Genomic DNA, 22,658 nt, shown 5'->3' on the forward strand with positions numbered 1-22,658 from the left:
AGGAAAGAACAATGAAACTCGCAAGCTTTTTATACCAGGGAAAACGCAGCTACGGCATCGTACAGGCCGAAGGCGTGATTGATTTGGGCCGCCGCCTGGGCGACCGCTATGGCGACCTTAAAGCGCTGTTGCAGGGGAACGGGCTGGCGCAGGCCACCCGTTTTCTGAACGACGCGGTGGATGTACCGCTGAACGCCATCACCTTCTTACCGGTGATTGTCCAGCCGGAAAAAATCCTCTGCGTGGGCATGAACTATGCCGACAAGCGCAAGGAGTTTGACCAGCACAACCCGGCCCCGACGCTGTTTGTCCGCTTCCCGGATTCACAGACCGGCCACAACGAGCCGGTGCTGAAGCCGCGCCACTCCAGCGAGTTCGACTACGAAGGCGAGCTGGCGGTGATCATCGGCAAAGGCGGGGAGAACATCAGCCGCGACGACGCCCTGCGCCACGTGGCGGGCTACAGCTGTTACATGGACGGCTCCGCCCGCGACTGGCAGCACACCTGGTTCACCGCCGGGAAAAACTGGCGCCAGACCGGGGCGTTCGGCCCGTGGATGGCGACGGCGGATGAGATCCCGGACCCGCACAGCCTGGCGATCCGCACCTGGCTGAACGGCCGCATGGTGCAGGAGGACAACACCAGCAGCATGATCCACAAGGTGGCGGAGCTGATCGAGTATATCAGCACCTTCACCCGTCTCAGCCCGGGCGACGTGATCATCACCGGCTCGCCTGGTGGCGTGGGTAAAAAGCGCAACCCGCCGCTGTTTATGAAGGAGGGGGATCGCATTGAGGTGGAGATCGAGCATATCGGTCATCTGAGCAACGTGATCGTGGAAGCGCCAGCCGTCGGGCTCGCGGCAGCGCACTGAGTAAGGCGGCAGCATGCAATCGCAACCCATTGATTTTCGGCACACCGTTGTGGCGAAACACCCGGAACGCTTAAGCCAAATCCGCTACCTGCTGGCAGACAGCGGCCTTGGCCTGGACAACGACATCACGCTGTTTGTCGAAGCCTGGTCCGGCGCGCAGCTGGTGGGTTGCGCCGGGCTGGCTGCCAACGTCATCAAATGCGTGGCGGTCAACGAGCAGCTTCGTGGGGAAAACCTCAGCGCGCGTCTGCTTGCAGAGGTGGAAAACGCGGCGCTGGAGCGCGGCCATTTTCACCTCTTCCTCTGCACCCGTCCATGCAATAAGGAGCGCTTTGGCCGCAGCGGTTTCTGGCCGATTGCCCAGAGCGGGAACAACGCGGTGCTAATGGAGAACACTCCGCAGGGGATCGCGCGCTACTGCCGATCCCTGCGCGCGAAGCGCCGGTGTGGGGAAAAAACGGGCGCGATCGTGATGAACGCCAATCCCTTCACCCTCGGCCATCGTCATCTGGTGGAGCAGGCAGCGGCGCAGTGCGATGCCCTGCATCTGTTTGTGGTGCGTGAAGACGCCTCGTTCTTCCCGTTCAGCGCGCGCCTTGAGATGGTGCGTGCGGGCGTGGCGCATCTGCCGAACGTGGTGGTGCATGAAGGCTCGCAGTACATCATCTCCCGCGCCACGTTTCCGGCCTACTTCCTGAAGGAGACTGGCAAAGTGCAGCAGGCGTGGAGCGAGATCGACGTGCTGATCTTCCGGGACTATATCGCCCCGGCGCTGGGCATCACGCACCGCTTCATCGGCTCGGAGCCGTTCTGCGACATCACCCGCCAGTACAACCAGACGCTGCACGACCTTCTGGCCTCGCATATTGAGGTGGTGGAGATGCCGCGCATCAAGGCCACCGGCAACGCCATTTCGGCCTCGGAAGTGCGCCGTTTACTCAAGACACAGCAGTTTTCCCGGATCCGGGAGATTGTCCCGGACTCCACCTTCGCGCACCTCGAAGCACATTATCGTGCGAGTGCGGAAGTCGCATAACTATCAGGAATTTATCATGAATATTGTAAGGGAGGCGCTGGCCGGAACGCAGGAGTCCAGCGACCTGATGGTGAAAATCGCCCCCGCTCACGGTGAGCTGGAGATTGTCATCCACAGTGAAGTGATTAAGCAGTTTGGCGAGCAGATACGCCAGGTGGTCAACGACACATTGCGCGCCATGAACGTGCACCAGGGATTAATCATTATTGAAGACAAAGGGGCGCTGGACTGTGTGATCCGCGCTCGCCTGCAAAGCGCGCTTCTGCGTGCCGCCGATGAACAGGCCATCAACTGGGGGGCGCTGAAATGAGCAAACTCCGCCGCAGTATGCTGTTCCTGCCAGGCGCCAATGCCGCCATGCTCTCTACCGCCTTTATCTACCGCCCCGACTCCATCATGTTTGACCTTGAGGACGCCGTGGCCCTGCGCGAGAAAGACACCGCGCGCATGCTGGTGTTCCACGCGTTGCAGCACCCGATGTATCAGGATATCGAAACCGTGGTGCGCATTAACCCGCTGAGCACGCCGTTTGGCCTGCTGGATCTGGAGGCCGCCGTGCGCGCGGGCGTGGACGTGATCCGCCTGCCGAAAACCGATACCCCGGATGACATCTACGAGCTGGAAGGCCACCTCGAGCGCATTGAGCAGGAGTGCGGGCGTGAGGTGGGTTCCACCCGCGTGATGGCGGCGATTGAATCGGCCATTGGCGTCATCAACGCCGTGGCGATTGCCCGCAGCTCCCCGCGCCTGATCGGCATCGCGCTGGCCGCCTTTGACTACGTGATGGACATGCAGACCGAGCGCGGCGACGGCACCGAGCTGTTCTACGCCCGCTGCGCCGTGCTGCACGCCGCCCGCGCCGCCGGTATCGACGCCTTCGACGTGGTGTGGTCCGACGTTAACGACGAAGCCGGGTTCCTGCGCGAGGTCGATCTGATCCGCAAGATGGGCTTCAACGGCAAATCGCTGATTAACCCGCGCCAGATAGACCTGCTGCACAACGCCTACGCCCCGACTCAGGAAGAGGTGGATCACGCCAGAAGGGTGATTGAAGCGGCAGAAGAGGGCGAGCGTAACGGCCTGGGCGTGGTGTCGCTCAACGGCAAAATGGTGGATGCACCGATTATTAACCACGCGCAGGTGGTGCTGGAGCGCGCGGCGGCCTCCGGCGTGCGTCGGTAAGGATGACATAATGAATCAGACAGAACTTCTCCATGTAAATTTCCCCCATCTGCGGGCTCTGAAACCCTTTGATACCGCCCACAGCGCGACGCCGTGGCTGGCGGACAGCGAGGCGAAACACAGCCGCAAGCTCTGCGCCTCTATTGAAGAGGCGATTAAGCGCAGCGGCTTACAGGACGGGATGACCATCTCCTTCCACCATGCCTTTCGCGAAGGCGACCGGGTGATCAACACCGTCGTGGCGCTGCTGGCGCGGATGGGCTTCAAAAATCTGACCCTGGCCTCCAGCTCGCTGATGACCTGCAACGACGCGCTGATCGAACATATCGAGAGTGGCGTCATCACCCGGATTTACACCTCCGGCATGCGCGGCAGGCTGGCGGATGCCATCTCCCACGGGCTGATGGACGAGCCGGTACAAATTCACTCCCACGGCGGGCGCGTGAAGCTGCTCCAGGACGGCGAACTGAACATCGACGTGGCGTTTCTTGGCGTGCCGTGCAGCGATGAGTTTGGCAACGCCAACGGCACGCACGGAAAATCGTGCTGCGGTTCGCTGGGCTACGCCATGGTGGATGCGCACTTTGCCCGTAAGGTGGTGCTGCTGACGGAAGAACTGGTGCCGTTCCCCAATATGCCCGCCAGCCTGGTGCAGGATCAGGTGGACTACATCGTGCAGGTGGAGAGCGTGGGCGACCCGGCGAAAATCAGCGTCGGCGCGGCGCGCGTCACCAGCAACCCGCGCGAGCTGATGATCGCCCGCTATGCGGCGGACGTGATTGAACACTCTGGCTATTTCAAACCAGGCTTCTCGATGCAGACCGGCTCCGGCGCGGCGGCCACCGCCTGCACCCGTTTTATGGAAGAGAAGATGGAGCGCAGCGGCGTGAAGGCGCGCTTCGCCCTTGGCGGCATCACCGGCAGCCTGGTGGATCTGCACGAGAAGGGGCTCATCGAAAAGCTGCTCGACACCCAGTGCTTTGACGGCCAGGCTGCGGCCTCGCTGGCGCGCAATCCGAACCACGTGGAGATCTCCACCAACGTCTACGCCAACCCCGGCAGCAAGGCGGCAAGCTGCGACCAGCTCGACGTGGTGATCCTCAGCGCCCTGGAAATCGACGTCGACTTTAACGTTAATGTCATCACCGGCTCCGATGGCGTGATGCGTGGCGCATCCGGCGGACACTGCGACGTGGCGGCGGCAGCCAACCTGACCATTGTGGTCGCGCCGCTGCTGCGAAGCCGCATCCCGACGGTCGTGAAGCGCGTTACCACCCGCCTCACGCCGGGGGAGAGCATTGACGTGCTGGTCACCGACCACGGTATTGCGGTCAACCCGGCGCGCCCGGAGATCCGCGAGCGACTCATGGAAGCAGGGCTGAAGGTTGTAGATATCAACGCGCTGTATGAGCGAGCGATTTCGTTGACAGGCGTACCGAAACCGATTGAGTTCACCGACAAAATCGTCGGGGTGATCCGCTACCGCGACGGCAGCGTGATCGACACCGTTCGACAGGTAAAGGAGGAAGTGTGACTATTGCGACACCCGTGCGGACGGTTGTCAGCCTGGACGAACTGCTGGCGGCGAAAGAGCGCCGCGCAGCGCGCCAGGCTGACATGCTTGCGCACTATCAACAACCGGTGATCTCCCTCACGCTGGTTACGCCCGGGGAAATCAAAGACAGCCTTCGCTATCGCAACACCATGGGCGTGGCGCTGCAAATGTGCGACCAGCTGCTGTGGGAAAACCGCTGGCAGGTGCTGGACCGTAAGGTGCTGTGGCTACCCACCGGACCTGAAGCCTTGTGGTGCATCGCGCATCCGGCGGCGGAAATTAAGGCGCACTGTGCAGAACTGGAGCAGACGCACCCACTCGGCAGGCTGTGGGATCTGGATGTGATCTGCCCTGAAAACGGCCACGTCGGGCGTCAGTCGCTGGGGGCGAATCTCAGACGCTGCCTGATCTGTGACGAGCCCGCCCACGCCTGTTCCCGTTCGCGCAATCACCCCGCTGAGCAGGTGGTTTCCCGCGTGGAGAAGATGATCGATGACTGGTTTGCTCGCGACTGAACCGCGCCCGGTTGATCTCCCTGCGCTTGCCGCAGAGGCGCTGTGGCAGGAGCTGGAGCTGACGCCAAAACCGGGGCTGGTGGACAGGCTCAATAACGGCTCCCATCGCGATATGGACCATGCCTTGTTTGTCCGCAGCATTATGGCGATTACGCCGTGGTTTGCCCGGTTTGCGGAACTGGGTGAAGCACATGCGGCCAAACCTGCCGATCGGCAGTTGCGGATTCTTCGCCCAATGGGAATGGCCTGCGAGCAGGCAATGTACGCCGCCACGGGCGGGGTAAATACCCACAAGGGCGGGATTTTTGCCCTCGGTTTGCTCTGCTTCGCCGCCGGGCGTGTGAAAAATATCTCTGCGGATAGCCTCTGTTGTGAGGTAAGTAACATCTGTCATGGGCTGGTGGCGAGGGAGCTGGCCGGGCGCAGTGGGCAGGCAACGGCGGGGGAGCGGCAGTTTCAGCTGTACGGTTTAACCGGCGCGCGTGGCGAGGCGGAAAGCGGCTTTGCCACGGTGCGTAAGGCTTTGGATGCGTGGAACGGTCAGTCGCTTCACGGCCTGCTGTTGCGCCTGATGGCGGTAAATCAGGACAGCAATCTCGTTTCGCGCGGCGGCATTGAGGGGCTGCGCTACGTTCAGGGCTACGCGCGGGAATTACTGGCTAACGGCTGGGACTGCGAGGCGTTGCTGAAGATGGATAAGGCATTGATTGAACGCAACCTGAGCCCGGGCGGCAGCGCGGATTTGCTGTCGGTGGGGTGGGTGCTTTCTGGAATAAAATAGCCGGGTGGCGGCTACGCCTTACCCGGCCTACGGTCTGGTTTTGTAGGCCCGGTAAGCGCAGCGCCACCGGGCACAACAATCAATGCGCGATCGGCTGTGCACCGTGCGGCTCGCGCACGTGCTTGTACTTGAACAGCGCGATGAACGCGAAGAACAGCACCAGCGAGTACCCGGCGAAGATCAGCCACACTGGTTGCCAGTTGGTGATGCCGTTAGTGGTATACATCTCAACCACTTTGCCGCTCACCACGCCGCCCAGAATACAGCCGAAGCCGTTGGTCATCATCAGGAACATGCCCTGCGCACTGGCGCGGATTTCAGGCTTCACCTCTTTTTCCACAAACACCGAGCCGGAGATGTTGAAGAAGTCGAAGGCACAGCCGTAAACAATCATCGACAGAACCAGCAGCACGGTGCCGAACGCGCTCGGGTCGCCATAGGCGAACAGACCGAAGCGCAACATCCAGGCGGCGATACTGATCAGCATGACGTTCTTGATACCGTAGCGGCTCAGGAAGAACGGGATGGTCAGGATGAACAGCGTCTCGGAGATCTGCGAGATGGACATCATCACCGACGCGTGTTCGACGATAAAGCTCCCGGCAAACAGCGGATCGTTATCGAAGCTGTGCAGGAAGGTATTACCGAACATGTTGGTGATTTGCAGTTCCGCGCCCAGCAGCATGGAGAAGATAAAGAAGATCGCCATGCGCTTGTTTTTAAACAGTGCGAAGGCGTCCAGGCCAAGCATGGTGCTCCAGCTCTGGTTTTTCTGCTGATTAGATACCGGAATGGTGGGCAGTGTCAGGGTGAACAGCGCCAGCAGTACGGAGAGCGCCGCGCCGATGTAGAGCTGCATATGGCTCAGCTCGAAGCCCGCGAAGCTCACGCCCCACATCGCCATGATAAAGCCGATGGTGCCCCAGATACGGATTGGCGGGAAGTCGGTGACGATATCCAGACCGGCAGATTTCAGGCGATAGTAGGAGATGGTGTTGATCAGGCCAAGCGTTGGCATATAGGCCAGCGAGTTAAGCAGGATCACCATGAACATCGCCCCCGGCGTGGTCACTTCGGCCGCCATAAACAGCGTCCCCGCACCCACCAGGTGGCAAAGCATATACAGCCATTTCGCACTTAGCCATTTATCCGCCACGATACCGAGCAGCGTTGGCATGAAGACAGCCGCAATACCCAGCGAGCTGTAAACGGCACCGATCGACGCACCATCGAACTTGAGCGTCACAAACATATAGGAGCCGAGTGTAGTCAGCCAGCTACCCCACAGGCAGAACTGCAGAAACGACAAGATTTTAAGCTGCAGCTTAAGGTTCATGTTACTTTCCTCACAAGTGAGCGGGAGATATGTTGTTTTGGGAACATTCAGGGTTGTTATTTGATGCAATTCTATCAGTTGGCAACGATATGTTTTGTTACCTCCCGCAAAAAAATGCAATCCACAATAATTTGCAGTCTGGATTGTGATGCAAATAGCATTTTCGTATGGATGGGGTGAGATGGGTGCGGTCTGATGTCCCCTCACCCTAACCCTCTCCCAGAGGGAGAGGGAACTTGAATACCCTCTCCCTCTGGGAGAGGGCAGGGTGAGGGGTAGTTTTCTAGCGACGACGGTAGTTCTTCTGCGCCGTATTCACCTTATACAGATAGCGGCGTGATTCCGCAGACGGGTGGCGGGTGGTGAGGGTTGAGTAGACATCCCCCGGCGCCATGCTGTTGATGATGTTCGCGGCCTGCACTTTGTCATTTGAGAAGACGCGCAGCACGCTGCCCGCGCCACCGTTATAGGCGGTGATCACCGCATAGCGGCGTGAGGTTGGGTTATCAATCCCGCCCAGGTAGACATTGTTCAGCATCGCCAGGTAGGCCGTACCGGTATCAATGTTGCTTTGCGGATCGAACAGGTAGCTGCGGCTCGGCGTGCCGGATTTCCCCTGTGCGCGGAACACGTCTTTACCGGCGCTGTGCTGTACAACCTGCATCAGCCCCAGCGCGTCGGAACGGCTTACCGCGTAGGGGTTGAACGAGGACTCGGTCTGCATAATCGCCAGGATCAGCGACTCATCCACGCCATACTTACGCGACGCCTGACGCACCATGCCCAGATACTTATGCGCACGCTTGTCGAGGTGGTTCGGCACCAGGTTGATCGTGACGCTGTAGATCACTTTCAGGCCGTTGGTGCGGCTTTTCAGGCGCGTTTGCAGCAGGTAGTCGGCAAATTTCGTGGCGCGGCCTTCCCAGCGGATCGGCTGACCGGTCTGGTCAACGACCTGGCCATACAGAAACGGCTCTTTGGAGATGGTGATGTCATCGGCATCAGAGTAGAGGTCGATAGACCCCGGATCGTCGCCCATCAGCAGGGTTTTGATGATGGCCTGACGTAAATGCGCCGCAGGTTCAGTCCCTGCGATGGTTTCAACCGTAATCGTACCGTCATCGAAGTTGATGTGGCTACGGGTCTGATAGGCGTCGGTGTACTTAACGTAGTCCTTCGGTCCGGCAATAAGAACTTCGTTAAATCCCCATATGTTCTCGATGTTGTGGGCAAACTGCCCCATCAAAATGTCAAAACCGTTGGTGTCCTTGACCCAGGCTTCGTTGTATTCATCGCCTTTTTTGGAAGAACAAGACACAAGCAACGGCGCAACAAGGGCTAGCGCTAAAAGTTTTTTCATCATTCCGGGAGTGCGTGTTGTGTTTGCTTTGGGGTTGCTGTTGCCGGGTGGCGCTGCGCTTACCCGGCCTACGAAACCGTAGGCCCGTGCAAGCGCAGCGCCGCGGGGCAGCAGCCGCAGAGTATTATTTTTCCGGTGGCGTATAGCCTTCGATATGGACGTCTTTACCCTCGAACAGGAAGTTCACCATCTCCTGCTCCAGCAGTTTGCGGTGTTCCGGGTTCATCATGCTGAGCTTTTTCTCGTTGATCAGCATGGTCTGCTTCTTCTGCCACTGTCCCCAGGCTTCTTTGGAGATCTCGTTGTAAATGCGCTTACCCAGGTCGCCCGGGTAGAGCTGGAAATCCTGGCCTTCAGCGTCGCGCTGTAGGAAAGTACAAAAAATGGTTCTGGCCATACTCATTCCTCTTTGTCTTGCCGATGCTAAACCATTGCACCGACACGTAATTGCTGTAACAGGCGCTCCACGGGAGCCGCCAGCCCGACTGATGGCGGTTGCGCTAAGTTATACCAGAGAGCGTTGCCTTCATCCATGCACGACGTGAATGAGGACACGGGAAGCCACATCGGCACAATATCCAGATGGAAATGGCTGAAGGTATGACGGAACGCGTTGAGTTGCGTCAGGGTATCGGCCGCAATGCCGCGCTGTTCAAGCCATGCCCGAAGCGAGGCTTCATCCTCAAACTGTGGGAAGCAGTATAGACCACCCCACAGGCCACTCGGCGGGCGCTGAGCGAGAAACACCTCGTCGCCATGCTGCATCAGCAGCATGTACCCGGTGCGTTCAGGCAGTGTCTGCTTCGGTTTTTTCCCCGGATACTGCGCCCAGGTGTGGTTCGCATACGCCACGCAGAGGTTGTTTACCGGGCAGAGTTCGCACTTCGGTTTTGAACGGGTGCAGACCATTGCGCCCAGATCCATCATCGCCTGGTTAAAACGCTCCACTCCTTTCGCCGGAGTGACCGCTTCACTGATCTCCCACAGGCGTTTCTCAACCTCTTTCTTGCCCGGCCAGCCATCTACGGCGTAGCAGCGTGCGAGCACGCGCTTGACGTTGCCGTCGAGAATAGGGAAATGTTTGCCTAAAGAGAGGGAGAGGATTGCGCCTGCGGTTGAACGCCCGACGCCGGGCAAATCCGCCACCTCGTCAAAGGTCTCCGGGAATTTACCGTTGTGGCGGGTGGCGACCTGCTGTGCGGCTTTGTGCAGGTTGCGCGCGCGGGCGTAATAGCCGAGGCCGGTCCACAGGTGCAGTACCTCGTCCAGCGGCGCGTTGGCCAGATCGGTGATTGTCGGGAAGCGCGCCATAAAACGCTCGAAGTAAGGAATGACCGTCGCGACCTGCGTTTGTTGCAACATCACCTCAGAGAGCCATACTTTGTACGGCGTTTTTTCAATTTGCCAGGGCAGGGTTTTACGCCCGTATTTGTCGTACCAGTCCAGCACCTGGGCTGAAAATTGAGAGGCTTGCATGGTCATCGATTCGCTTAATCAGGGACGCAGATTGCAGCACAGCGTCAATCTGCTGTAAACCGGATCTTTCCCATGCTTGCATAGAAGCCTTAACTTTGGATAATGCCCGTTTCCCGAACATTCTCACAAGCAGACAACTCTTTTATGAAAAACGACGTCATTTCACCGGAATTTGATGAAAACGGTCGCCCGCTGCGCCGTATTCGCAGCTTTGTCCGCCGTCAGGGGCGCCTGACAAAAGGGCAGCAACACGCGCTGGACAACTACTGGCCGGTGATGGGCGTTGAGTTCAGCGAGCAACCGCTCGACTTCACCGACCTGTTTGGCCGCGACGCGCCAGTGACGCTGGAGATTGGTTTTGGCATGGGCACCTCGCTGGTGACTATGGCGAAAGCGCGCCCGGAGCAGAACTTCCTCGGTATCGAAGTACACTCGCCGGGCGTCGGCGCGTGCCTGGCAACGGCCCACGAAGAGGGCGTTGAGAACCTGCGCGTCATGTGTCACGACGCGGTGGAAGTGCTGCACAAAATGATTCCTGACAATTCTTTGAACATGGTTCAGCTCTTTTTCCCTGACCCATGGCACAAAGCGCGTCATAATAAACGCCGTATCGTTCAGGCGCCGTTTGCCGAGCTGGTGAAAAGTAAGCTCAAGCTGGGCGGCGTTTTCCACATGGCAACCGACTGGGAACCTTATGCGGAACATATGCTGGAAGTGATGTCGTCCCTGGACGGGTATAAAAATCAGTCTGAAAGCAACGACTACGTACCGCGTCCGGATTCACGTCCGGTGACAAAATTTGAACAACGTGGCCATCGTCTTGGTCACGGCGTATGGGACTTAATGTTCGAGAGGGTGAAATAATGGCAAAGAATCGTAGCCGTCGACTGCGTAAAAAGATGCACATCGAAGAATTCCAGGAAGTGGGTTTCTCCGTTGCCTGGCGTTTCCCGGAAGGCACCAGTGTGGAACAGATCGATCAGGACGTTGATGCGTTCATCAACGAGGTGATCGAGCCAAACAAGCTGGCCTTCGACGGTAGCGGCTATCTGGCGTGGGAAGGTCTGATTTGCACCCAGGAAGTGGGGAAATGCACCGAAGAGCATCAGGCGCTGGTACGCAAATGGCTTGAAGACCACAAACTGGAAGATGTCCGCGTTAGCGAACTTTTCGACGTTTGGTGGGACTAATAAAGCAAGAACGGGCCAGCATTAGCTGGCCCATTTTGTCTGAGGGAGTGTTAAAGATGCGCAAAACGTTGCTGGCTGTTGCTTTACTGGCAATCGGAACCACCGCCCATGCGGAGTATAAATGTAGCGTCACCCCGCGTGATGACGTGGTGCTGAGTCCGCAAACCGTGCAGGTTAAGGGCGAGAATGGCAATCTGGTGATTACGCCGGATGGCAACGTGACCTTTAACGGCAAACCGCAAAACCTGACGGCCGCCCAGCGCGAGCAGGCGATGGACTACCAGGCCGAGTTGCGTACCGCGCTGCCCTGGATCAACGATGGCGCGCTGACCCGCGTTGAAAAGAGCCGCGTGGCGCTGGATAAAATCATCACCAAAGAGGTGGGGGAGAGCAGCAATATGCGCACCCGCCTGACGAAGCTGGATAAACAGCTGAAAGAGCAGATGAACCGTATTATCGAGACGCGCTCTGATGGCCTGACGTTCCACTATAAGGCGATCGATCAGGTGCGTGCCGACGGTCAGCAGCTGGTGAACCAGGCGATGGGCGGCATTCTCCAGGACAGCATCAACGAGATGGGCGCCAAAGCGGTGCTGAAGGGGGGCGGTAATCCGTTGCAGGGTGTACTGGGTAGCCTGGGCGGACTGCAAACCTCGATTCAGAACGAGTGGAAGAATCAGGAAGCCGATTTCCAGCAGTTCGGCAAAGACGTGTGTAAACGCGTGGTGTCGCTGGAAGACAGCCGGAAGGCGCTGGTGGGGACGTTGAAGTAAGATTTGTGCGCACTGGGCCCTCACCCCAGCCCTCTCCCCAGGGGAGAGGGAGTCAGAGTTCCCTCTCCCTGTGGGAGAGGGTTAGGGTGAGGGCATCAGGCATTGCAGTCGTTGAAGAATGATATTTAACACTTCATCTTCGTTAACGCGAAATTCATTATTCCAGAACCGTACGACTTCCCATCCGTTCGTATTCAAAAACGCGGTACGACGTGAATCATAGTTCTCCTCATCCTGATGCTGCCCACCGTCCAGCTCAATAATCAGCTTCGCCTTAAAGCAGGCAAAATCCACGATATACGGCCCAACCGGCATCTGACGACGAAACTTATACCCGAAGAAACGACAACCTCTGAGCAAATACCAGAGGCGTACTTCTTCGGGTGTCATTTGTTTGCGGAGTTGTTTTGATTTTTCCATCCCCACACTCTGCCAGCCTTTCCCTCAGCCAGCAGAACGGGATGTAAAATTCTGAATCAGCCTTCAGGATTTTCAGCGAGGAACAGCTCAAGAAGGGAGTTTAAGAACAGCTTGCCGTGCTCGGTGATCTGCCAGGACTCATCACACTCGGTCAGATACCCCTGCGCCAGCGCCTCGTCAATCTGCGGACGAATCACTGACTCCGGCAGCCCGGTATAACGCGTAAATTCCGCGCGCGGTGCGGCTTCCAGCAGACGGAAGCGGTTCATAAAGAACTCAAACGGCTTATCCGCCGCCTCGACGTCGTGCTGACGCTCCAGGTAGCGGCCTTCCATATACCCGCGCGGATGACGCGTTTTAGCGGTACGCAGAATGCGTCCGTCCGGGAAGGTCACTTTGCCATGTGCGCCGCAGCCAATTCCCAGATAATCACCAAAACGCCAGTAGTTCAGATTGTGCTGACACTGATAGCCCGGCTTCGCATACGCCGACGTTTCGTATTGCTGATACCCCGCCGCGGTCAAAAGCTGGTGGCCCTGCTCGAAGATATCCCACAGCGCGTCATCGTCCGGCAGCACCGGAGGACGGGAACCAAACAGGGTGTTAGGCTCAATGGTCAGCTGATACCACGACAGATGCGGCGGATTCAGTTCAATCGCCTGACGCAAATCGTCCAGCGCTTCTTCGAGCGACTGATCCGGCAGGCCATGCATCAGGTCGAGGTTAAAGCTGCGCAGCCCAAGCCCCGTTGCCAGGTTTGCCGCGCGTTTTGCCTCTTCCGGGCCGTGGATACGCCCCAGACGCTTCAGCTTTGGCTCGCTAAAGCTCTGCACGCCGATAGAGATACGGTTCACGCCCGCACGCTGATACTCGACAAAACGGTCGGCCTCAACGGTACCGGGGTTGGCTTCCATCGTAATTTCAGCATCCACTGTCAGGTTCAGGCGTGCGCGCACGCCATCCAGCAGCGTCTGCATCGCCGGGCCTGAAAGCAGGCTCGGTGTACCGCCACCAATAAAAATGGTCTTCACTTCACGTCCCTGTGCGTACGATACATCAGCATCCAGATCGGCCAGCAGATGCGCGACGTAATCATCGTGCGGCACTTCGCCCTTCAGCGCGTGCGAGTTGAAATCGCAGTACGGGCATTTCTGCACGCACCATGGGATGTGAATATAAAGACTCAGAGGCGGCAAATTAGCCATTACGCAGTGCTTCCAGTAACAGTTTCAGGGCGCGTCCACGGTGGGAGATCGCGCTTTTCTCTTCGCGGGTGAGTTCCGCAGCGGTTTTTCCCTCGGTCGGGACAAAGAAAATCGGGTCGTAACCAAAGCCGCCGTTGCCCGCCGCTTCACGGGTGATCACGCCCGGCCAGCTGCCGTGACAGACAATCGGCGTGGGATCTTCCGCGTGACGCATGTAGACCAGCACGCAGTGGAACTGCGCGGTACGCTGTTCGTCAGGGACGTCTTTCAGGGCCACAAGCAGCTTTTCCAGATTCTGCTGGTCGGTGGCGTCCATCCCGGAATAGCGGGCGGAGTAAATCCCCGGCGCACCGCCCAGAAAATCCACGGCCAGACCGGAGTCATCGGCTATCGCGGGCAGTCCGGTGATCTGCGCGGCGTGGCGCGCTTTCAGAATGGCGTTTTCGATAAACGTCAGGCCGGTCTCTTCGGCGGAGTCCACGCCCAGCTCGGTCTGGGCCACCACGTCCAGCCCAAAATCATTTAATAGCGAGGCCAGCTCGCGCACTTTACCGGCGTTACCGGTGGCGAGAACAACTTTCTGCATGGTTTAGTCCTGTTCTTTCAGAGCCGCGACTTCCGTCGGGATAGATTGCGGGTTAAGGATTTTTACCTGTTTATGCCGGCCAAGTTCACCTTTCTCAATGATGACCTGGCTTTTAGCGACGCGAAACTGTTTAGCCAGATATTTGGTCAGATGCGCATTCGCCTGGCCGTCAACCGGCGGGGCAGTGATGGCGACTTTTAGCTCGTCGCCATGCAGCCCAACAATACTGTCGCGGCTGGCTTTCGGCTGAATGTACAGCCGCAAAACCAGCCCGTCGGCGCAGGGGCTAACTGCACTCATAACGCCATCCACAGCCCCGGCAGCAGCATATTACCCGTCGCCTGTAACAGTTCCGCGATACCCATATTCAGCACGTACAGCAGCAGAACGAGAAGCATCGGGGAGAAGTCGATTCCGCCCATTGCAGGCAGCAGGCTACGAATCGGACGCAGCAACGGTTCAGTCAGCTGAATCAACGCGTACTCCACCGGGCTACGGCCCCGGCTTACCCAGCTCATGATCGCCATCACCAGCAGGACCCAGAAGATCAGCGAGCCGACGGTTTTAACCAGGATCAGAACGGCTGAAATCCAGATAATCGGCTGGAAAGTGATGACCATAAACAGCACGATCGCTTTGATAACGCTCAGAATAAACGCCATCAGCAGAGATGAACTGTCAATTGGCCCCATTGCCGGAATGACGCGGCGAAGCGGCCCCACAACGGGCTGCGTGATTTTCACGATAAATTGTGAGAATGGATTGTAAAAATCACAACGGGCCCACTGCATCCAGACGCGCAACAGCAGCGCCATCGTATACAGTTCAATGACCGTTGAAAGCAGGAAAGTCAACGTCTTCATGGCGTTCCTCAGGTTTCCTTATTATTGGGGGTAATCGCGCGCACCGAAAATTGCCGTGCCGATGCGCACCATGGTGCTGCCTGCCGCGATGGCGGCTTCCATATCGTCCGACATGCCCAGAGAAAGCGTGTCTACCGTGTTATAGCGCGCCTTAAGCGCCTCAAATGCTACAGCCATTTGCTGTGCCACGGCAAACTGCCTTTCATAACTTGACTCTGGCGCCGGGATAGCCATCAGCCCGCGCAGGGTTAAGCGCGGCAGCGCCGCCACGTCTGCCGCCAGCGCCTCCAGTTCGCCCAGCGTAATGCCGGACTTGCTGTTTTCATCGCTGATGTTGATTTGAATCAGCACGTTAAGCGCTGGCATCTCCATAGGGCGCTGGTCGCTCAGACGGGTAGCGATGCGCAGACGATCGATGGTGTGGCACCAGTCAAAGTGCTCTGCTACCAGACGGCTTTTGTTCGACTGTAGCGGACCGATAAAGTGCCATTGCAGGTCTGTATTTCCCCGTTCCCGGAAAGCGCGAATTTTATCCACGCCTTCCTGCACATAGTTTTCACCAAAGGCACGATGACCAGCGGCTATCGCTTCTGCGATGGCGCTCGCAGGCTTAGTTTTGCTGACTGCAAGCAACGTAATTTCTTCTGGAGCACGGCCGCAACGCGTTGCCGCGGCTGAGATTTTGTCCCGGACCTGTGCCAGGTTATGCGCAATGTCGTTCATTTTCCGAGGAGTAGTCTATGGATGTGGAAGAAATTGTGGCCCTTAGTGTAAAGCATAACGTCTCCGATCTACACCTGTGCAGTGATTCGCCACCGCGCTGGCGCAGGTCAGGCCGTCTTGAACCTGCGCCGTTTCCGCCCCCGGATGTGGAGGCGTTATTAAAAGCGTGGCTCAACGACGAACAGCAGGGCGCATGGTGGGCAAACGGGCAGGTGGATTTTGCCGTTACCCTCGCAGGCCGTCAGCGGCTGCGCGGCAGTGCGTTTAAGCATATGCACGGCGTTTCGATTGCGCTGCGGCTGTTGCCGCTGACGTGCCCGCAGCTCTCTGCGTTAGGTGTGCCGCGAGCGATCCCGGAGCTGCTGTCCAATGACAATGGCCTGATTCTGGTCACCGGCGCCACCGGCAGCGGGAAATCGACCACCCTGGCCGCGATGGTCGATTTCCTCAATCACCAGACGGACGGGCATATTCTGACCCTGGAAGATCCGGTGGAGTTTATGTACCAGAGCGAACGTTGTCTGATCCAGCAGCGGGAGATAGGCCAGCACAGCCCGTCCTTTGCCGAGGCGCTACGCAGCGCGCTGCGTGAAGATCCGGATGTGATTCTGCTTGGTGAGCTGCGCGACAGCGAGACGATACGCCTGGCGCTGACGGCGGCGGAAACCGGCCATCTGGTGTTAGCCACGCTGCACACGCGCGGTGCGACGCAGGCGATTGAGCGCCTGGTCGATACCTTTCCGGCGCAGGAGAAAGATCCGGTGCGTAATCAGCTGGCGGGAAGCCTGCGTGCGGTCCTGGCGCAGAAGCTACGTCAGGATGTCCAGGGCGGGCGCGTGGCGCTGTATGAGCTACTGGTGAATACCTCGGCGGCGGCAAACCTGATCCGCGAAGGCAAAACCTGGCAACTGCCGGGCATTATTCAAACGGGGCAGCAGGCGGGAATGCAGAACTTTGAGCAGAGTCTGGCGGAGCGACGGGCGCAGGGGCGGCTGTAGCCCCGGCGCTCAGTAACCCTGTTCGAAATAGCTTTCGAGGATAATGACGGCTGAAGCTGAATCCACGCTGCCTTTGTTCAGCGCCCGGAAGCCACCGTGCTCGAACAGGCCAGCGCGTGCCTCGACGGTGCTCAAACGTTCATCGTGCAGCTTAACGGAGACGCCAAAGCGGCCATGGATTTTGTTCGCGAATTTGCGCGCGCGGGCGGTAAGCGGTTGCTCGGTGCCGTCCATGTTTAGCGGCAGGCCGACAATCACGTCGTCCGGCTGCCACTCTTTGAGCAAGCGCTCAATAAGGTTCCAGTCCGGCGTCCCGTCGTTAGCTTTCAGCGCCGTGAGCGGGCGAGCGGTGCCGGTGATCCGTTGACCCACAGCGACGCCGATGCTTTTGGTGCCGAAGTCGAAGGCGAGAAGGGTGCCGCTCATTACGCGTGCCCCGCAACGCCAGGCATGGTCAGAATATCAATGCCAATCAGTTTTGCCGCGTCACGCCAGCGATCGGCGATAGGGGTTTTAAACAGGATATTCATATCCGCAGGGGCTGTCAGCCAGGCGTTGTCCAGAATTTCTTGTTCCAGCTGCCCTTTTTCCCAGGAGGCGTAGCCAAGCGCAACCAGCACCTCAGAAGGCTGACTGGCAGTGCCTAGCGTTTCAAGCACGTCGCGAGAGGTGGTGACGACGGTGTTATCGGAGATACGAATGCTGGACGAGAAAACCGGCGGGGTATGCAGGATAAAGCCACGATCTTCTGCAAGCGGGCCGCCGAGCATCACCGGTTTATCGAGACGGATTTCCGGCAGCCGCGCTTCAGCAGGGATTTTCAGCTTGTCCAGAATGCCTTCCACCTGGAGGTTTTCCAGCGGCTTATTGATGATAATCCCCATCGCGCCGTCTTCGTTGTATTCGCAAATATAGACCACGGAGCGGCGGAAAATCGGATCCTGGAGAGCAGGCATGGCAATAAGAAAGTGATGCTGTAAATTCATTGTCAGAGGTACTGTTTCCTGGTTTAAAAAGCGACAGCGCCCAGTATGGGGATAAACACAGGCGCTGTCACAGGTTATTTCTGTAAACGTTTTTCGATAGCGTCCATCAGCATTCCGGTGATCGAGATCGGGAATTCCGCTTCGATTTCACGAATGCAGGTCGGGCTGGTGACGTTCACTTCGGTCAGACGATCGCCGATGATATCGAGGCCGACGAAGATCAGGCCTTTGGCTTTCAGCGTAGGGCCGACGCGGCGGGCAATTTCCCAGTCGCTTTCGCTTAACGGACGCGGTTCGCCACGGCCGCCAGCCGCCAGGTTGCCACGGGTTTCCCCTCCCTGCGGGATACGCGCCAGGCAGTAAGGCACCGGCTCGCCGTCTACGACCAGCACACGCTTGTCGCCGTCTTTAATGGCCGGCAGATAGTTCTGCGCCATGCAGTAGCGGGTTCCCAGCTCGGTCAGCGTTTCGGCAATCACGCCAATGTTCGGATCGCCCTCTTTCACGCGGAAGATCGACGCGCCACCCATGCCGTCCAGCGGCTTCATGATGATGTCGCCGTGCTTCTGCCAGAATGCTTTCAGCTGCGTTTTGCTGCGGGTGACGAGCGTTTCCGGCGTCAGGTCAGAGAACCATGCGGTATAGAGCTTCTCGTTACAGTCGCGCAGGCTCTGCGGCTTGTTGACGATCAGCGTTCCTTTCTCTTCGGCACGCTCAAGGATATAGGTGGCGTAAATGTATTCGGTGTCGAACGGCGGATCTTTACGCATCAGGATCACGTTAAGGTCGGCCAGGGCAATATCCTGCTCGGTACCGAATTCGTACCATTTTTCGTAGTTCTGCTCGACGTTAACGATGCGGGTGCGTGCGCGGGCTTCACCGTTGATCAGGTAAAGATCGTTCATCTCCATATAGTGGAGTTCATAGCCGCGACGCTGCGCTTCCAGCAGCATAGCGAAGCTGGAGTCTTTCTTGATGTTAATGTTTGCGATGGGGTCCATCACGATGCCGAGCTTAATCATCTTCTTCTCCGGTTATGGGTCAGGCTTTGCTTCAACCCAGATCGCCAAATCGCACCTGTAGCGCGGTAATGGCGGTGAGTGCCGTTGTCTCAGTGCGCAGAACGCGAGGTCCCAACAGAATATCAGTAAACTGGTAACGCGCCGTCATGGCAATTTCGTCAGCCGACAGGCCGCCTTCCGGGCCAATCAGCAGGCGTACACGCTCAACGGGCAGCGGCAGCGTATTGATGCTGGCGCTGGCGCGTGGATGAAGATTGAGCTTAAGCCCGCTTTCCTCTTCTGCACACCAGTCCTCCAGATCCATCGCCGGGCGGATCTCCGGGATACGGTTGCGGCCGCTCTGTTCGCAGGCCGCAATGGCAATTTTTTGCCACTGCTGGATCTTTTTGTTCAGACGTTCCGCATCCAGTTTAACGCCGCAGCGCTCAGAAAAAAGTGGCGTAATGAGGCTTACACCCAGTTCAATGGATTTCTGAATGGTGAACTCCATCTTTTCCCCACGCGACATCACCTGGCCCAGGTGAATGTGCAGCGGGGATTCCCGGTCGTCCACGTCGCCACGCAGCACCTTCACGTGCACGCTTTTTTTATCGGCGCGCGTAATTTCAGCGTCGAAAACCTGATTAGAGCCGTCAAAGAGCTGAATCGCCTGGCCTGCCCCCATGCGCAGCACGCGACCTACATGGTTTGCGGCATCATCAGACAGGGCGATTTCGCCGCCTGGGGTAATCAGTTCAGGGTGATAGATGCGAGGGATGCGCATAGTCAGAAATTCCATGTGTCATGCGATATAAGCGAATTGCCGTAGTGTAGGTTAGCTCTTTTGCGCCTGGCAAGCCCGCTGGACGTAAGGGTTGTGATTCCCCTGGACTTTGGCGATACGTTCGTCGCGCTGGCATTCCCAGTCCGTCACCGGGTAGAGCTTGTCCCAGGCATTGAAGAGCTGCGTCTGCTGGCGGGAAAGATTGAGATCGTAGCGGTCGCGCATATAGAAGTAAGTGCGGGCGATGCTGCCGCGCGCGCGGGCAGGTGGTTCGGCGACTTTCTCTTTGAAATCGACCTTCATGGCGCACTGACCGTACTGGCCTTCGCCACCGTTCCACTGGCTGTACATGAAGTTTCCGCGGTCGCCATTGACCTCACCCACGGCGGGTTGCAGGTTGTGCATATCGCTTTCCATCTGGCGGTAGACCGGATCTTTTGCGCAATTTTTACGTCCACCGTCCTGCCAGCACTGGCGCTGGTGGCCAAACTGCCAGGCCGGAACAACGTGTTCCCATTCGATTCGGCTGGCGCGATTCTCGTTCTTGCGCACCTTATAGCCGCAGGATCCCAGATCCACGACCCCTTTCTTACCCTGCCAGTTAATTTTACAGCCGCAGTAGAAATCACCCGGTACGTCGGCGTTAATCTTTACGCCTGCGGTTTTTGCCTGAGAGAAACTGTGAATACCGTCGGCCAGAGCATGGCCGGAGAGCGCTGTCGCCAGAAAAGCGACCGCGAGAGAAACATTACGGGACATCTTACACTCCGTGTCAAAACGAGCCCGCAACGTAACGAATGTAGTTCCCGTATGCAATCAGTCAGATCAGGAAAGTTCCTGAAAGTTCGAGTGATTATTCCGCAACCAGCGGTTCGCCGCATTTAACGCAGCGATAGGTCGCCTCGCCGCGCACAACGCGGTTATGGCGGCGGACGGTAAGCTGGTGCTGCTGACACTGGCAGCGGTAGGGGAAGGTATTGCGGCGTACCGATTCCAGCTCGAACTGATGGGTGCGGCGGGCCGGAACCCCGAGCACCGCCTCCATCATCCATTTCCACTCTTTGCCGTGCGGTGCGACGCGGCCAAAGTGCTTCCACACCAGAAGGTGGGCCAGCTCGTGCGGCACCACTTCGTCGATAAACGCCTGCTGGTTTTCCATCATCAGCACCGGATTCAGGCGGATCTCATACGATTCCAGCCAGGCGGTGCCTGCCGCGGTGCCACGCTGCTGATAGACCAGCTTCGGTTCAGGATAATTGCGGCCGAGCTTCAGGTTGGCCTGGGCGAGTTTTTCCCGCAGGCTGCGCATGACGGCTTGCTGAATGGCGATGGGGAGACGGGGAGCTTTCATAGGGGCAGAGCATAAAGCGGGAAGCGGGGAGGCGCAAGAGGCGCCTCCCGCAGGAGGATCAGTCGTGTGCGCCGATTTCGCGCAGAGGACGACCTTTCATCAGGTTACGTTCAATGTGTTCCAGTGAAACATGTTTGGTTTCAGGAACCAGCCAGATAGTGAGAACGATAAAGAACAGGTTCAGACCGGCGTAGACCCAGAAGGTATTGGCGTTACCCAGGGTATTGAGCATGGTCAGGAACGTTGCGCCGACGATCATGTTGGCAATCCAGTTGGTTGCGGTAGAACAGGTGATACCAAAATCACGCCCTTTCAGCGGCTGGATCTCAGAGCACAGCACCCAAATCAGCGGACCGGCGCTCATCGCAAACCCAATGATAAACATCAGCAGCATCGCCACGGCGAAGTACTGTGCCGTTGGAGAGTGAATGCCCATGTGCATCATGGTACCCAGCACGCCCATCCCGACGGCCATCACCAGGAAGCCCAGCGTCAGGGTTGGCTTACGTCCCCAGCGGTCCACCAGACCGATAGCGATAAAGGTCGCCAGCACGTTGGTCAGGCCGACGATCACGGTGCCCCACATCTGCTCGGTGGTGTTGGTGTAGCCCGCCAGTTCGAAGATTTTCGGCGCGTAATACATGATGACGTTCATCCCGGTGAACTGTTGCATGATCTGTAACAGCACACCGAGGAACACCGCGCGGCGGAAGTTGCTGTTCTCTTTGAACAGCGCCCAGCCGGACTGTTTGACCTTCAGGCTTTCGCGGATCTCTTCCAGCTCGTTTTTGGCTTCGGCGCTGGTATCACGCAGGCGTAAGAGCACGCGTTCGGCATCATGGAAGCGGCGTTTGGCGGCGAACCAGCGCGGACTGTCCGGCAGGAAGAAGACGCCAATCAGCAGCAGGATGGCTGGAATGATGATTACGCCCAGCATCCAGCGCCATGCGCCGCTGTAGCTGAATGCGGTATCCGAGAGATAAGCCCCCAGAATACCGATGGTGATCATCAGCTGATACATGGAAATCATGCTGCCGCGGATTTTTTCCGGAGCGATTTCAGACAGGTACAGCGGGGCAGTATAAGACGCCACGCCCACTGCCAGACCGAGCAGCACGCGGGAGATGATCAGCACTTCAACGTTAGGCGCAGCGGCAGAGAACAGTGAGCCGGCAACGAACAGGATCGCGCCGATCATCAGGCTCTTTTTACGCCCGAGCTTAAAGGAGAGCCAGCCGCTACCGACCGCGCCGACGGCGGCACCGAACATCATGGAGCTAACCACCCATTCCTGAGTGTGTGCGCTAATCTGGAACTCATCGGTGATGAAAGGTAATGCACCGGCAATTACGCCAATATCCAGGCCAAAGAGTAATCCTGCCAGAGCGGCGAGGAAGCAGACGAAGAACGTCATTGCCTTATTGGACGTACGCCCCTGTTTATTATTGTCAGGCATTATGCCCTCCAGTTGGGTTATCAGTTTTTACGATATTAAGAGTAGGTGAGCGGCTCATAAAAATATGTGAGTCAAATCACAACGGTGTAATCGGTTACACTGGCTTGTAACCGTAAAAATAATTAAAGCTTTGAAAATATAGAGGTAAATTAATTGATGTGCATCGCGTTTGCACAAATTTCAGACTTAACTGAAAGGGAATGTAA

Annotated in this window: 28 protein-coding genes; 11 read left to right on the top strand and 17 right to left on the bottom strand. The window is 57.8% G+C overall.

Annotated elements, in window-relative coordinates; all coding sequences use genetic code 11:
* The first annotated feature begins 11 nt into the window (after window positions 1-11).
* The 7 genes from ACOTX5_RS01455 to citG are packed head-to-tail and all read left to right on the top strand — an operon-like array spanning window position 12 to window position 5,944.
* A complete protein-coding gene (locus tag ACOTX5_RS01455; RefSeq protein WP_015571851.1) occupies window positions 12-875 on the top strand; it encodes a fumarylacetoacetate hydrolase family protein in 864 nt (287 codons plus the stop codon).
* Window positions 876-888: 13 nt separating this feature from the next.
* Window positions 889-1,911 (top strand): [citrate (pro-3S)-lyase] ligase, encoded by a 1,023-nt coding sequence (gene citC, locus ACOTX5_RS01460; RefSeq protein WP_039269781.1) that lies wholly within the window; start codon window positions 889-891, stop codon window positions 1,909-1,911.
* A gap of 16 nt (window positions 1,912-1,927) precedes the next feature.
* Complete coding sequence (gene citD / locus ACOTX5_RS01465; RefSeq protein WP_017382935.1) at window positions 1,928-2,221, top strand: citrate lyase acyl carrier protein; 294 nt, start codon at window positions 1,928-1,930, stop codon at window positions 2,219-2,221.
* Window positions 2,218-3,093, top strand: a complete 876-nt coding sequence (citE, locus tag ACOTX5_RS01470) for a citrate (pro-3S)-lyase subunit beta (protein ID WP_039269783.1) — start codon at window positions 2,218-2,220, stop codon at window positions 3,091-3,093. The genes citD and citE overlap by 4 nt, the downstream gene beginning before the upstream one ends.
* A 10-nt stretch (window positions 3,094-3,103) precedes the next feature.
* Complete coding sequence (gene citF / locus ACOTX5_RS01475) at window positions 3,104-4,627, top strand: citrate lyase subunit alpha (protein WP_039269785.1); 1,524 nt, start codon at window positions 3,104-3,106, stop codon at window positions 4,625-4,627.
* Window positions 4,624-5,163 carry a citrate lyase holo-[acyl-carrier protein] synthase gene (citX, locus tag ACOTX5_RS01480; RefSeq protein WP_045347345.1) on the top strand — a complete coding sequence of 180 codons (540 nt, stop codon included), beginning with the start codon at window positions 4,624-4,626 and terminating at the stop codon, window positions 5,161-5,163. The genes citF and citX overlap by 4 nt, the downstream gene beginning before the upstream one ends.
* Window positions 5,141-5,944, top strand: a complete 804-nt coding sequence (citG, locus tag ACOTX5_RS01485; RefSeq protein WP_039269791.1) for a triphosphoribosyl-dephospho-CoA synthase CitG — start codon at window positions 5,141-5,143, stop codon at window positions 5,942-5,944. The genes citX and citG overlap by 23 nt, the downstream gene beginning before the upstream one ends.
* Before the next feature lie 79 nt (window positions 5,945-6,023).
* On the opposite strand, the gene ACOTX5_RS01490 is transcribed toward citG, so the two are convergent.
* The 4 genes from ACOTX5_RS01490 to mutY form a co-directional block, all read right to left on the bottom strand.
* On the bottom strand, window positions 6,024-7,280 hold the full coding sequence (locus ACOTX5_RS01490; RefSeq protein ID WP_015571846.1) for a nucleoside permease: 1,257 nt from the start codon (window positions 7,278-7,280) through the stop codon (window positions 6,024-6,026).
* Between the two features lie 283 nt (window positions 7,281-7,563).
* Window positions 7,564-8,640, bottom strand: coding sequence for a membrane-bound lytic murein transglycosylase MltC (gene mltC / locus ACOTX5_RS01495; protein WP_017382930.1), 1,077 nt, complete (start codon window positions 8,638-8,640; stop codon window positions 7,564-7,566).
* A gap of 124 nt (window positions 8,641-8,764) precedes the next feature.
* Entirely contained in the window at window positions 8,765-9,037 is a 273-nt protein-coding gene (locus ACOTX5_RS01500; protein ID WP_003862425.1) for an oxidative damage protection protein, read from the bottom strand.
* A 26-nt stretch (window positions 9,038-9,063) separates the two neighbouring features.
* The gene (gene mutY / locus ACOTX5_RS01505) at window positions 9,064-10,116 is read right to left on the bottom strand and encodes an A/G-specific adenine glycosylase (protein ID WP_168728606.1); all 1,053 of its coding nucleotides are present in this window, start codon (window positions 10,114-10,116) and stop codon (window positions 9,064-9,066) included.
* Between the two features lie 144 nt (window positions 10,117-10,260).
* Between mutY and trmB the strand changes: the two genes are divergently transcribed.
* From trmB to ACOTX5_RS01520, 3 genes are read left to right on the top strand one after another with little or no spacing between them, the layout of a single operon-like run.
* Window positions 10,261-10,980: a tRNA (guanosine(46)-N7)-methyltransferase TrmB gene (gene trmB / locus ACOTX5_RS01510; RefSeq protein ID WP_015571843.1), complete on the top strand. Its 720-nt coding sequence runs from the start codon at window positions 10,261-10,263 to the stop codon at window positions 10,978-10,980.
* Window positions 10,980-11,306 carry a YggL family protein gene (locus tag ACOTX5_RS01515; RefSeq protein WP_003862421.1) on the top strand — a complete coding sequence of 109 codons (327 nt, stop codon included), beginning with the start codon at window positions 10,980-10,982 and terminating at the stop codon, window positions 11,304-11,306. The genes trmB and ACOTX5_RS01515 overlap by 1 nt, the downstream gene beginning before the upstream one ends.
* A 56-nt stretch (window positions 11,307-11,362) precedes the next feature.
* On the top strand, window positions 11,363-12,079 hold the full coding sequence (locus ACOTX5_RS01520; protein WP_015571842.1) for a DUF2884 domain-containing protein: 717 nt from the start codon (window positions 11,363-11,365) through the stop codon (window positions 12,077-12,079).
* A gap of 81 nt (window positions 12,080-12,160) precedes the next feature.
* On the opposite strand, the gene ACOTX5_RS01525 is transcribed toward ACOTX5_RS01520, so the two are convergent.
* Genes ACOTX5_RS01525 through ACOTX5_RS01550 form a run of 6 tightly spaced genes read right to left on the bottom strand, consistent with a single transcriptional unit; the run spans window position 12,161 to window position 15,876 of the window.
* Entirely contained in the window at window positions 12,161-12,499 is a 339-nt protein-coding gene (locus ACOTX5_RS01525) for an endonuclease domain-containing protein (RefSeq protein ID WP_045910776.1), read from the bottom strand.
* A 56-nt stretch (window positions 12,500-12,555) separates the two neighbouring features.
* The gene (hemW, locus tag ACOTX5_RS01530; RefSeq protein WP_045910775.1) at window positions 12,556-13,704 is read right to left on the bottom strand and encodes a radical SAM family heme chaperone HemW; all 1,149 of its coding nucleotides are present in this window, start codon (window positions 13,702-13,704) and stop codon (window positions 12,556-12,558) included.
* A complete protein-coding gene (locus ACOTX5_RS01535; protein ID WP_063945136.1) occupies window positions 13,697-14,290 on the bottom strand; it encodes an XTP/dITP diphosphatase in 594 nt (197 codons plus the stop codon). The genes hemW and ACOTX5_RS01535 overlap by 8 nt, the downstream gene beginning before the upstream one ends.
* Window positions 14,291-14,293: 3 nt before the next feature.
* Window positions 14,294-14,590, bottom strand: a complete 297-nt coding sequence (gene yggU, locus ACOTX5_RS01540; RefSeq protein WP_023304404.1) for a DUF167 family protein YggU — start codon at window positions 14,588-14,590, stop codon at window positions 14,294-14,296.
* A complete protein-coding gene (locus ACOTX5_RS01545; protein WP_015571838.1) occupies window positions 14,587-15,153 on the bottom strand; it encodes a YggT family protein in 567 nt (188 codons plus the stop codon). The genes yggU and ACOTX5_RS01545 overlap by 4 nt, the downstream gene beginning before the upstream one ends.
* A 21-nt stretch (window positions 15,154-15,174) precedes the next feature.
* On the bottom strand, window positions 15,175-15,876 hold the full coding sequence (locus tag ACOTX5_RS01550; RefSeq protein ID WP_045347340.1) for a YggS family pyridoxal phosphate-dependent enzyme: 702 nt from the start codon (window positions 15,874-15,876) through the stop codon (window positions 15,175-15,177).
* A 17-nt stretch (window positions 15,877-15,893) separates the two neighbouring features.
* On the opposite strand from ACOTX5_RS01550, the gene ACOTX5_RS01555 reads away from it, so the two are divergent.
* Window positions 15,894-16,874 carry a type IV pilus twitching motility protein PilT gene (locus ACOTX5_RS01555; protein ID WP_045910774.1) on the top strand — a complete coding sequence of 327 codons (981 nt, stop codon included), beginning with the start codon at window positions 15,894-15,896 and terminating at the stop codon, window positions 16,872-16,874.
* 9 nt (window positions 16,875-16,883) lie between these two features.
* Here the strand turns inward: ACOTX5_RS01555 and ruvX are convergent, their stop codons facing one another.
* The 7 genes from ruvX to galP all read right to left on the bottom strand — a co-directional run bounded on the left by ruvX (window position 16,884) and on the right by galP (window position 22,452).
* A complete protein-coding gene (gene ruvX / locus ACOTX5_RS01560; RefSeq protein ID WP_006811925.1) occupies window positions 16,884-17,300 on the bottom strand; it encodes a Holliday junction resolvase RuvX in 417 nt (138 codons plus the stop codon).
* Window positions 17,300-17,860 carry a YqgE/AlgH family protein gene (locus ACOTX5_RS01565; RefSeq protein ID WP_006811924.1) on the bottom strand — a complete coding sequence of 187 codons (561 nt, stop codon included), beginning with the start codon at window positions 17,858-17,860 and terminating at the stop codon, window positions 17,300-17,302. Before ACOTX5_RS01565 ends, ruvX begins: the two co-directional genes overlap by 1 nt.
* A 74-nt stretch (window positions 17,861-17,934) precedes the next feature.
* A complete protein-coding gene (gshB, locus tag ACOTX5_RS01570; protein ID WP_023295410.1) occupies window positions 17,935-18,882 on the bottom strand; it encodes a glutathione synthase in 948 nt (315 codons plus the stop codon).
* A gap of 31 nt (window positions 18,883-18,913) precedes the next feature.
* Entirely contained in the window at window positions 18,914-19,645 is a 732-nt protein-coding gene (gene rsmE / locus ACOTX5_RS01575; RefSeq protein ID WP_017382923.1) for a 16S rRNA (uracil(1498)-N(3))-methyltransferase, read from the bottom strand.
* A 51-nt stretch (window positions 19,646-19,696) separates the two neighbouring features.
* Window positions 19,697-20,404 carry a deoxyribonuclease I gene (endA, locus tag ACOTX5_RS01580; protein WP_003860034.1) on the bottom strand — a complete coding sequence of 236 codons (708 nt, stop codon included), beginning with the start codon at window positions 20,402-20,404 and terminating at the stop codon, window positions 19,697-19,699.
* 94 nt (window positions 20,405-20,498) lie between these two features.
* Window positions 20,499-20,996 carry a SprT family zinc-dependent metalloprotease gene (locus ACOTX5_RS01585; RefSeq protein ID WP_015571833.1) on the bottom strand — a complete coding sequence of 166 codons (498 nt, stop codon included), beginning with the start codon at window positions 20,994-20,996 and terminating at the stop codon, window positions 20,499-20,501.
* A 58-nt stretch (window positions 20,997-21,054) separates the two neighbouring features.
* Complete coding sequence (gene galP / locus ACOTX5_RS01590; RefSeq protein WP_015571832.1) at window positions 21,055-22,452, bottom strand: galactose/proton symporter; 1,398 nt, start codon at window positions 22,450-22,452, stop codon at window positions 21,055-21,057.
* Window positions 22,453-22,658: the final 206 nt, after the last annotated feature.

This window comes from Enterobacter cloacae complex sp. IR5441 (assembly GCF_049238215.1).
In the GTDB taxonomy this organism is placed as follows: Bacteria; Pseudomonadota; Gammaproteobacteria; order Enterobacterales; family Enterobacteriaceae; genus Enterobacter; species Enterobacter hormaechei_C.

Excerpts from the sequence above, each read along its gene's own strand:
- ACOTX5_RS01490 (WP_015571846.1), bottom strand. The coding sequence starts at position 7,280 with ATGAACCTTAAGCTGCAGCTTAAAATCTTGTCGTTTCTGCAGTTCTGC.
- rsmE (WP_017382923.1), bottom strand. The coding sequence starts at position 19,645 with ATGCGCATCCCTCGCATCTATCACCCTGAACTGATTACCCCAGGCGGC.
- citF (WP_039269785.1), top strand. The coding sequence starts at position 3,104 with ATGAATCAGACAGAACTTCTCCATGTAAATTTCCCCCATCTGCGGGCT.
- ACOTX5_RS01565 (WP_006811924.1), bottom strand. The coding sequence starts at position 17,860 with ATGAATTTACAGCATCACTTTCTTATTGCCATGCCTGCTCTCCAGGAT.
- ACOTX5_RS01520 (WP_015571842.1), top strand. The coding sequence starts at position 11,363 with ATGCGCAAAACGTTGCTGGCTGTTGCTTTACTGGCAATCGGAACCACC.
- galP (WP_015571832.1), bottom strand. The coding sequence starts at position 22,452 with ATGCCTGACAATAATAAACAGGGGCGTACGTCCAATAAGGCAATGACG.
- ACOTX5_RS01585 (WP_015571833.1), bottom strand. The coding sequence starts at position 20,996 with ATGAAAGCTCCCCGTCTCCCCATCGCCATTCAGCAAGCCGTCATGCGC.
- ACOTX5_RS01550 (WP_045347340.1), bottom strand. The coding sequence starts at position 15,876 with ATGAACGACATTGCGCATAACCTGGCACAGGTCCGGGACAAAATCTCA.
- ACOTX5_RS01555 (WP_045910774.1), top strand. The coding sequence starts at position 15,894 with ATGGATGTGGAAGAAATTGTGGCCCTTAGTGTAAAGCATAACGTCTCC.
- mutY (WP_168728606.1), bottom strand. The coding sequence starts at position 10,116 with ATGCAAGCCTCTCAATTTTCAGCCCAGGTGCTGGACTGGTACGACAAA.
- yggU (WP_023304404.1), bottom strand. The coding sequence starts at position 14,590 with ATGAGTGCAGTTAGCCCCTGCGCCGACGGGCTGGTTTTGCGGCTGTAC.
- trmB (WP_015571843.1), top strand. The coding sequence starts at position 10,261 with ATGAAAAACGACGTCATTTCACCGGAATTTGATGAAAACGGTCGCCCG.
- mltC (WP_017382930.1), bottom strand. The coding sequence starts at position 8,640 with ATGAAAAAACTTTTAGCGCTAGCCCTTGTTGCGCCGTTGCTTGTGTCT.
- ACOTX5_RS01515 (WP_003862421.1), top strand. The coding sequence starts at position 10,980 with ATGGCAAAGAATCGTAGCCGTCGACTGCGTAAAAAGATGCACATCGAA.
- citG (WP_039269791.1), top strand. The coding sequence starts at position 5,141 with ATGACTGGTTTGCTCGCGACTGAACCGCGCCCGGTTGATCTCCCTGCG.
- ACOTX5_RS01455 (WP_015571851.1), top strand. The coding sequence starts at position 12 with ATGAAACTCGCAAGCTTTTTATACCAGGGAAAACGCAGCTACGGCATC.
- ACOTX5_RS01535 (WP_063945136.1), bottom strand. The coding sequence starts at position 14,290 with ATGCAGAAAGTTGTTCTCGCCACCGGTAACGCCGGTAAAGTGCGCGAG.
- endA (WP_003860034.1), bottom strand. The coding sequence starts at position 20,404 with ATGTCCCGTAATGTTTCTCTCGCGGTCGCTTTTCTGGCGACAGCGCTC.
- gshB (WP_023295410.1), bottom strand. The coding sequence starts at position 18,882 with ATGATTAAGCTCGGCATCGTGATGGACCCCATCGCAAACATTAACATC.
- citD (WP_017382935.1), top strand. The coding sequence starts at position 1,928 with ATGAATATTGTAAGGGAGGCGCTGGCCGGAACGCAGGAGTCCAGCGAC.
- citC (WP_039269781.1), top strand. The coding sequence starts at position 889 with ATGCAATCGCAACCCATTGATTTTCGGCACACCGTTGTGGCGAAACAC.
- hemW (WP_045910775.1), bottom strand. The coding sequence starts at position 13,704 with ATGGCTAATTTGCCGCCTCTGAGTCTTTATATTCACATCCCATGGTGC.
- citE (WP_039269783.1), top strand. The coding sequence starts at position 2,218 with ATGAGCAAACTCCGCCGCAGTATGCTGTTCCTGCCAGGCGCCAATGCC.
- ACOTX5_RS01525 (WP_045910776.1), bottom strand. The coding sequence starts at position 12,499 with ATGGAAAAATCAAAACAACTCCGCAAACAAATGACACCCGAAGAAGTA.
- ACOTX5_RS01500 (WP_003862425.1), bottom strand. The coding sequence starts at position 9,037 with ATGGCCAGAACCATTTTTTGTACTTTCCTACAGCGCGACGCTGAAGGC.
- ACOTX5_RS01545 (WP_015571838.1), bottom strand. The coding sequence starts at position 15,153 with ATGAAGACGTTGACTTTCCTGCTTTCAACGGTCATTGAACTGTATACG.
- ruvX (WP_006811925.1), bottom strand. The coding sequence starts at position 17,300 with ATGAGCGGCACCCTTCTCGCCTTCGACTTCGGCACCAAAAGCATCGGC.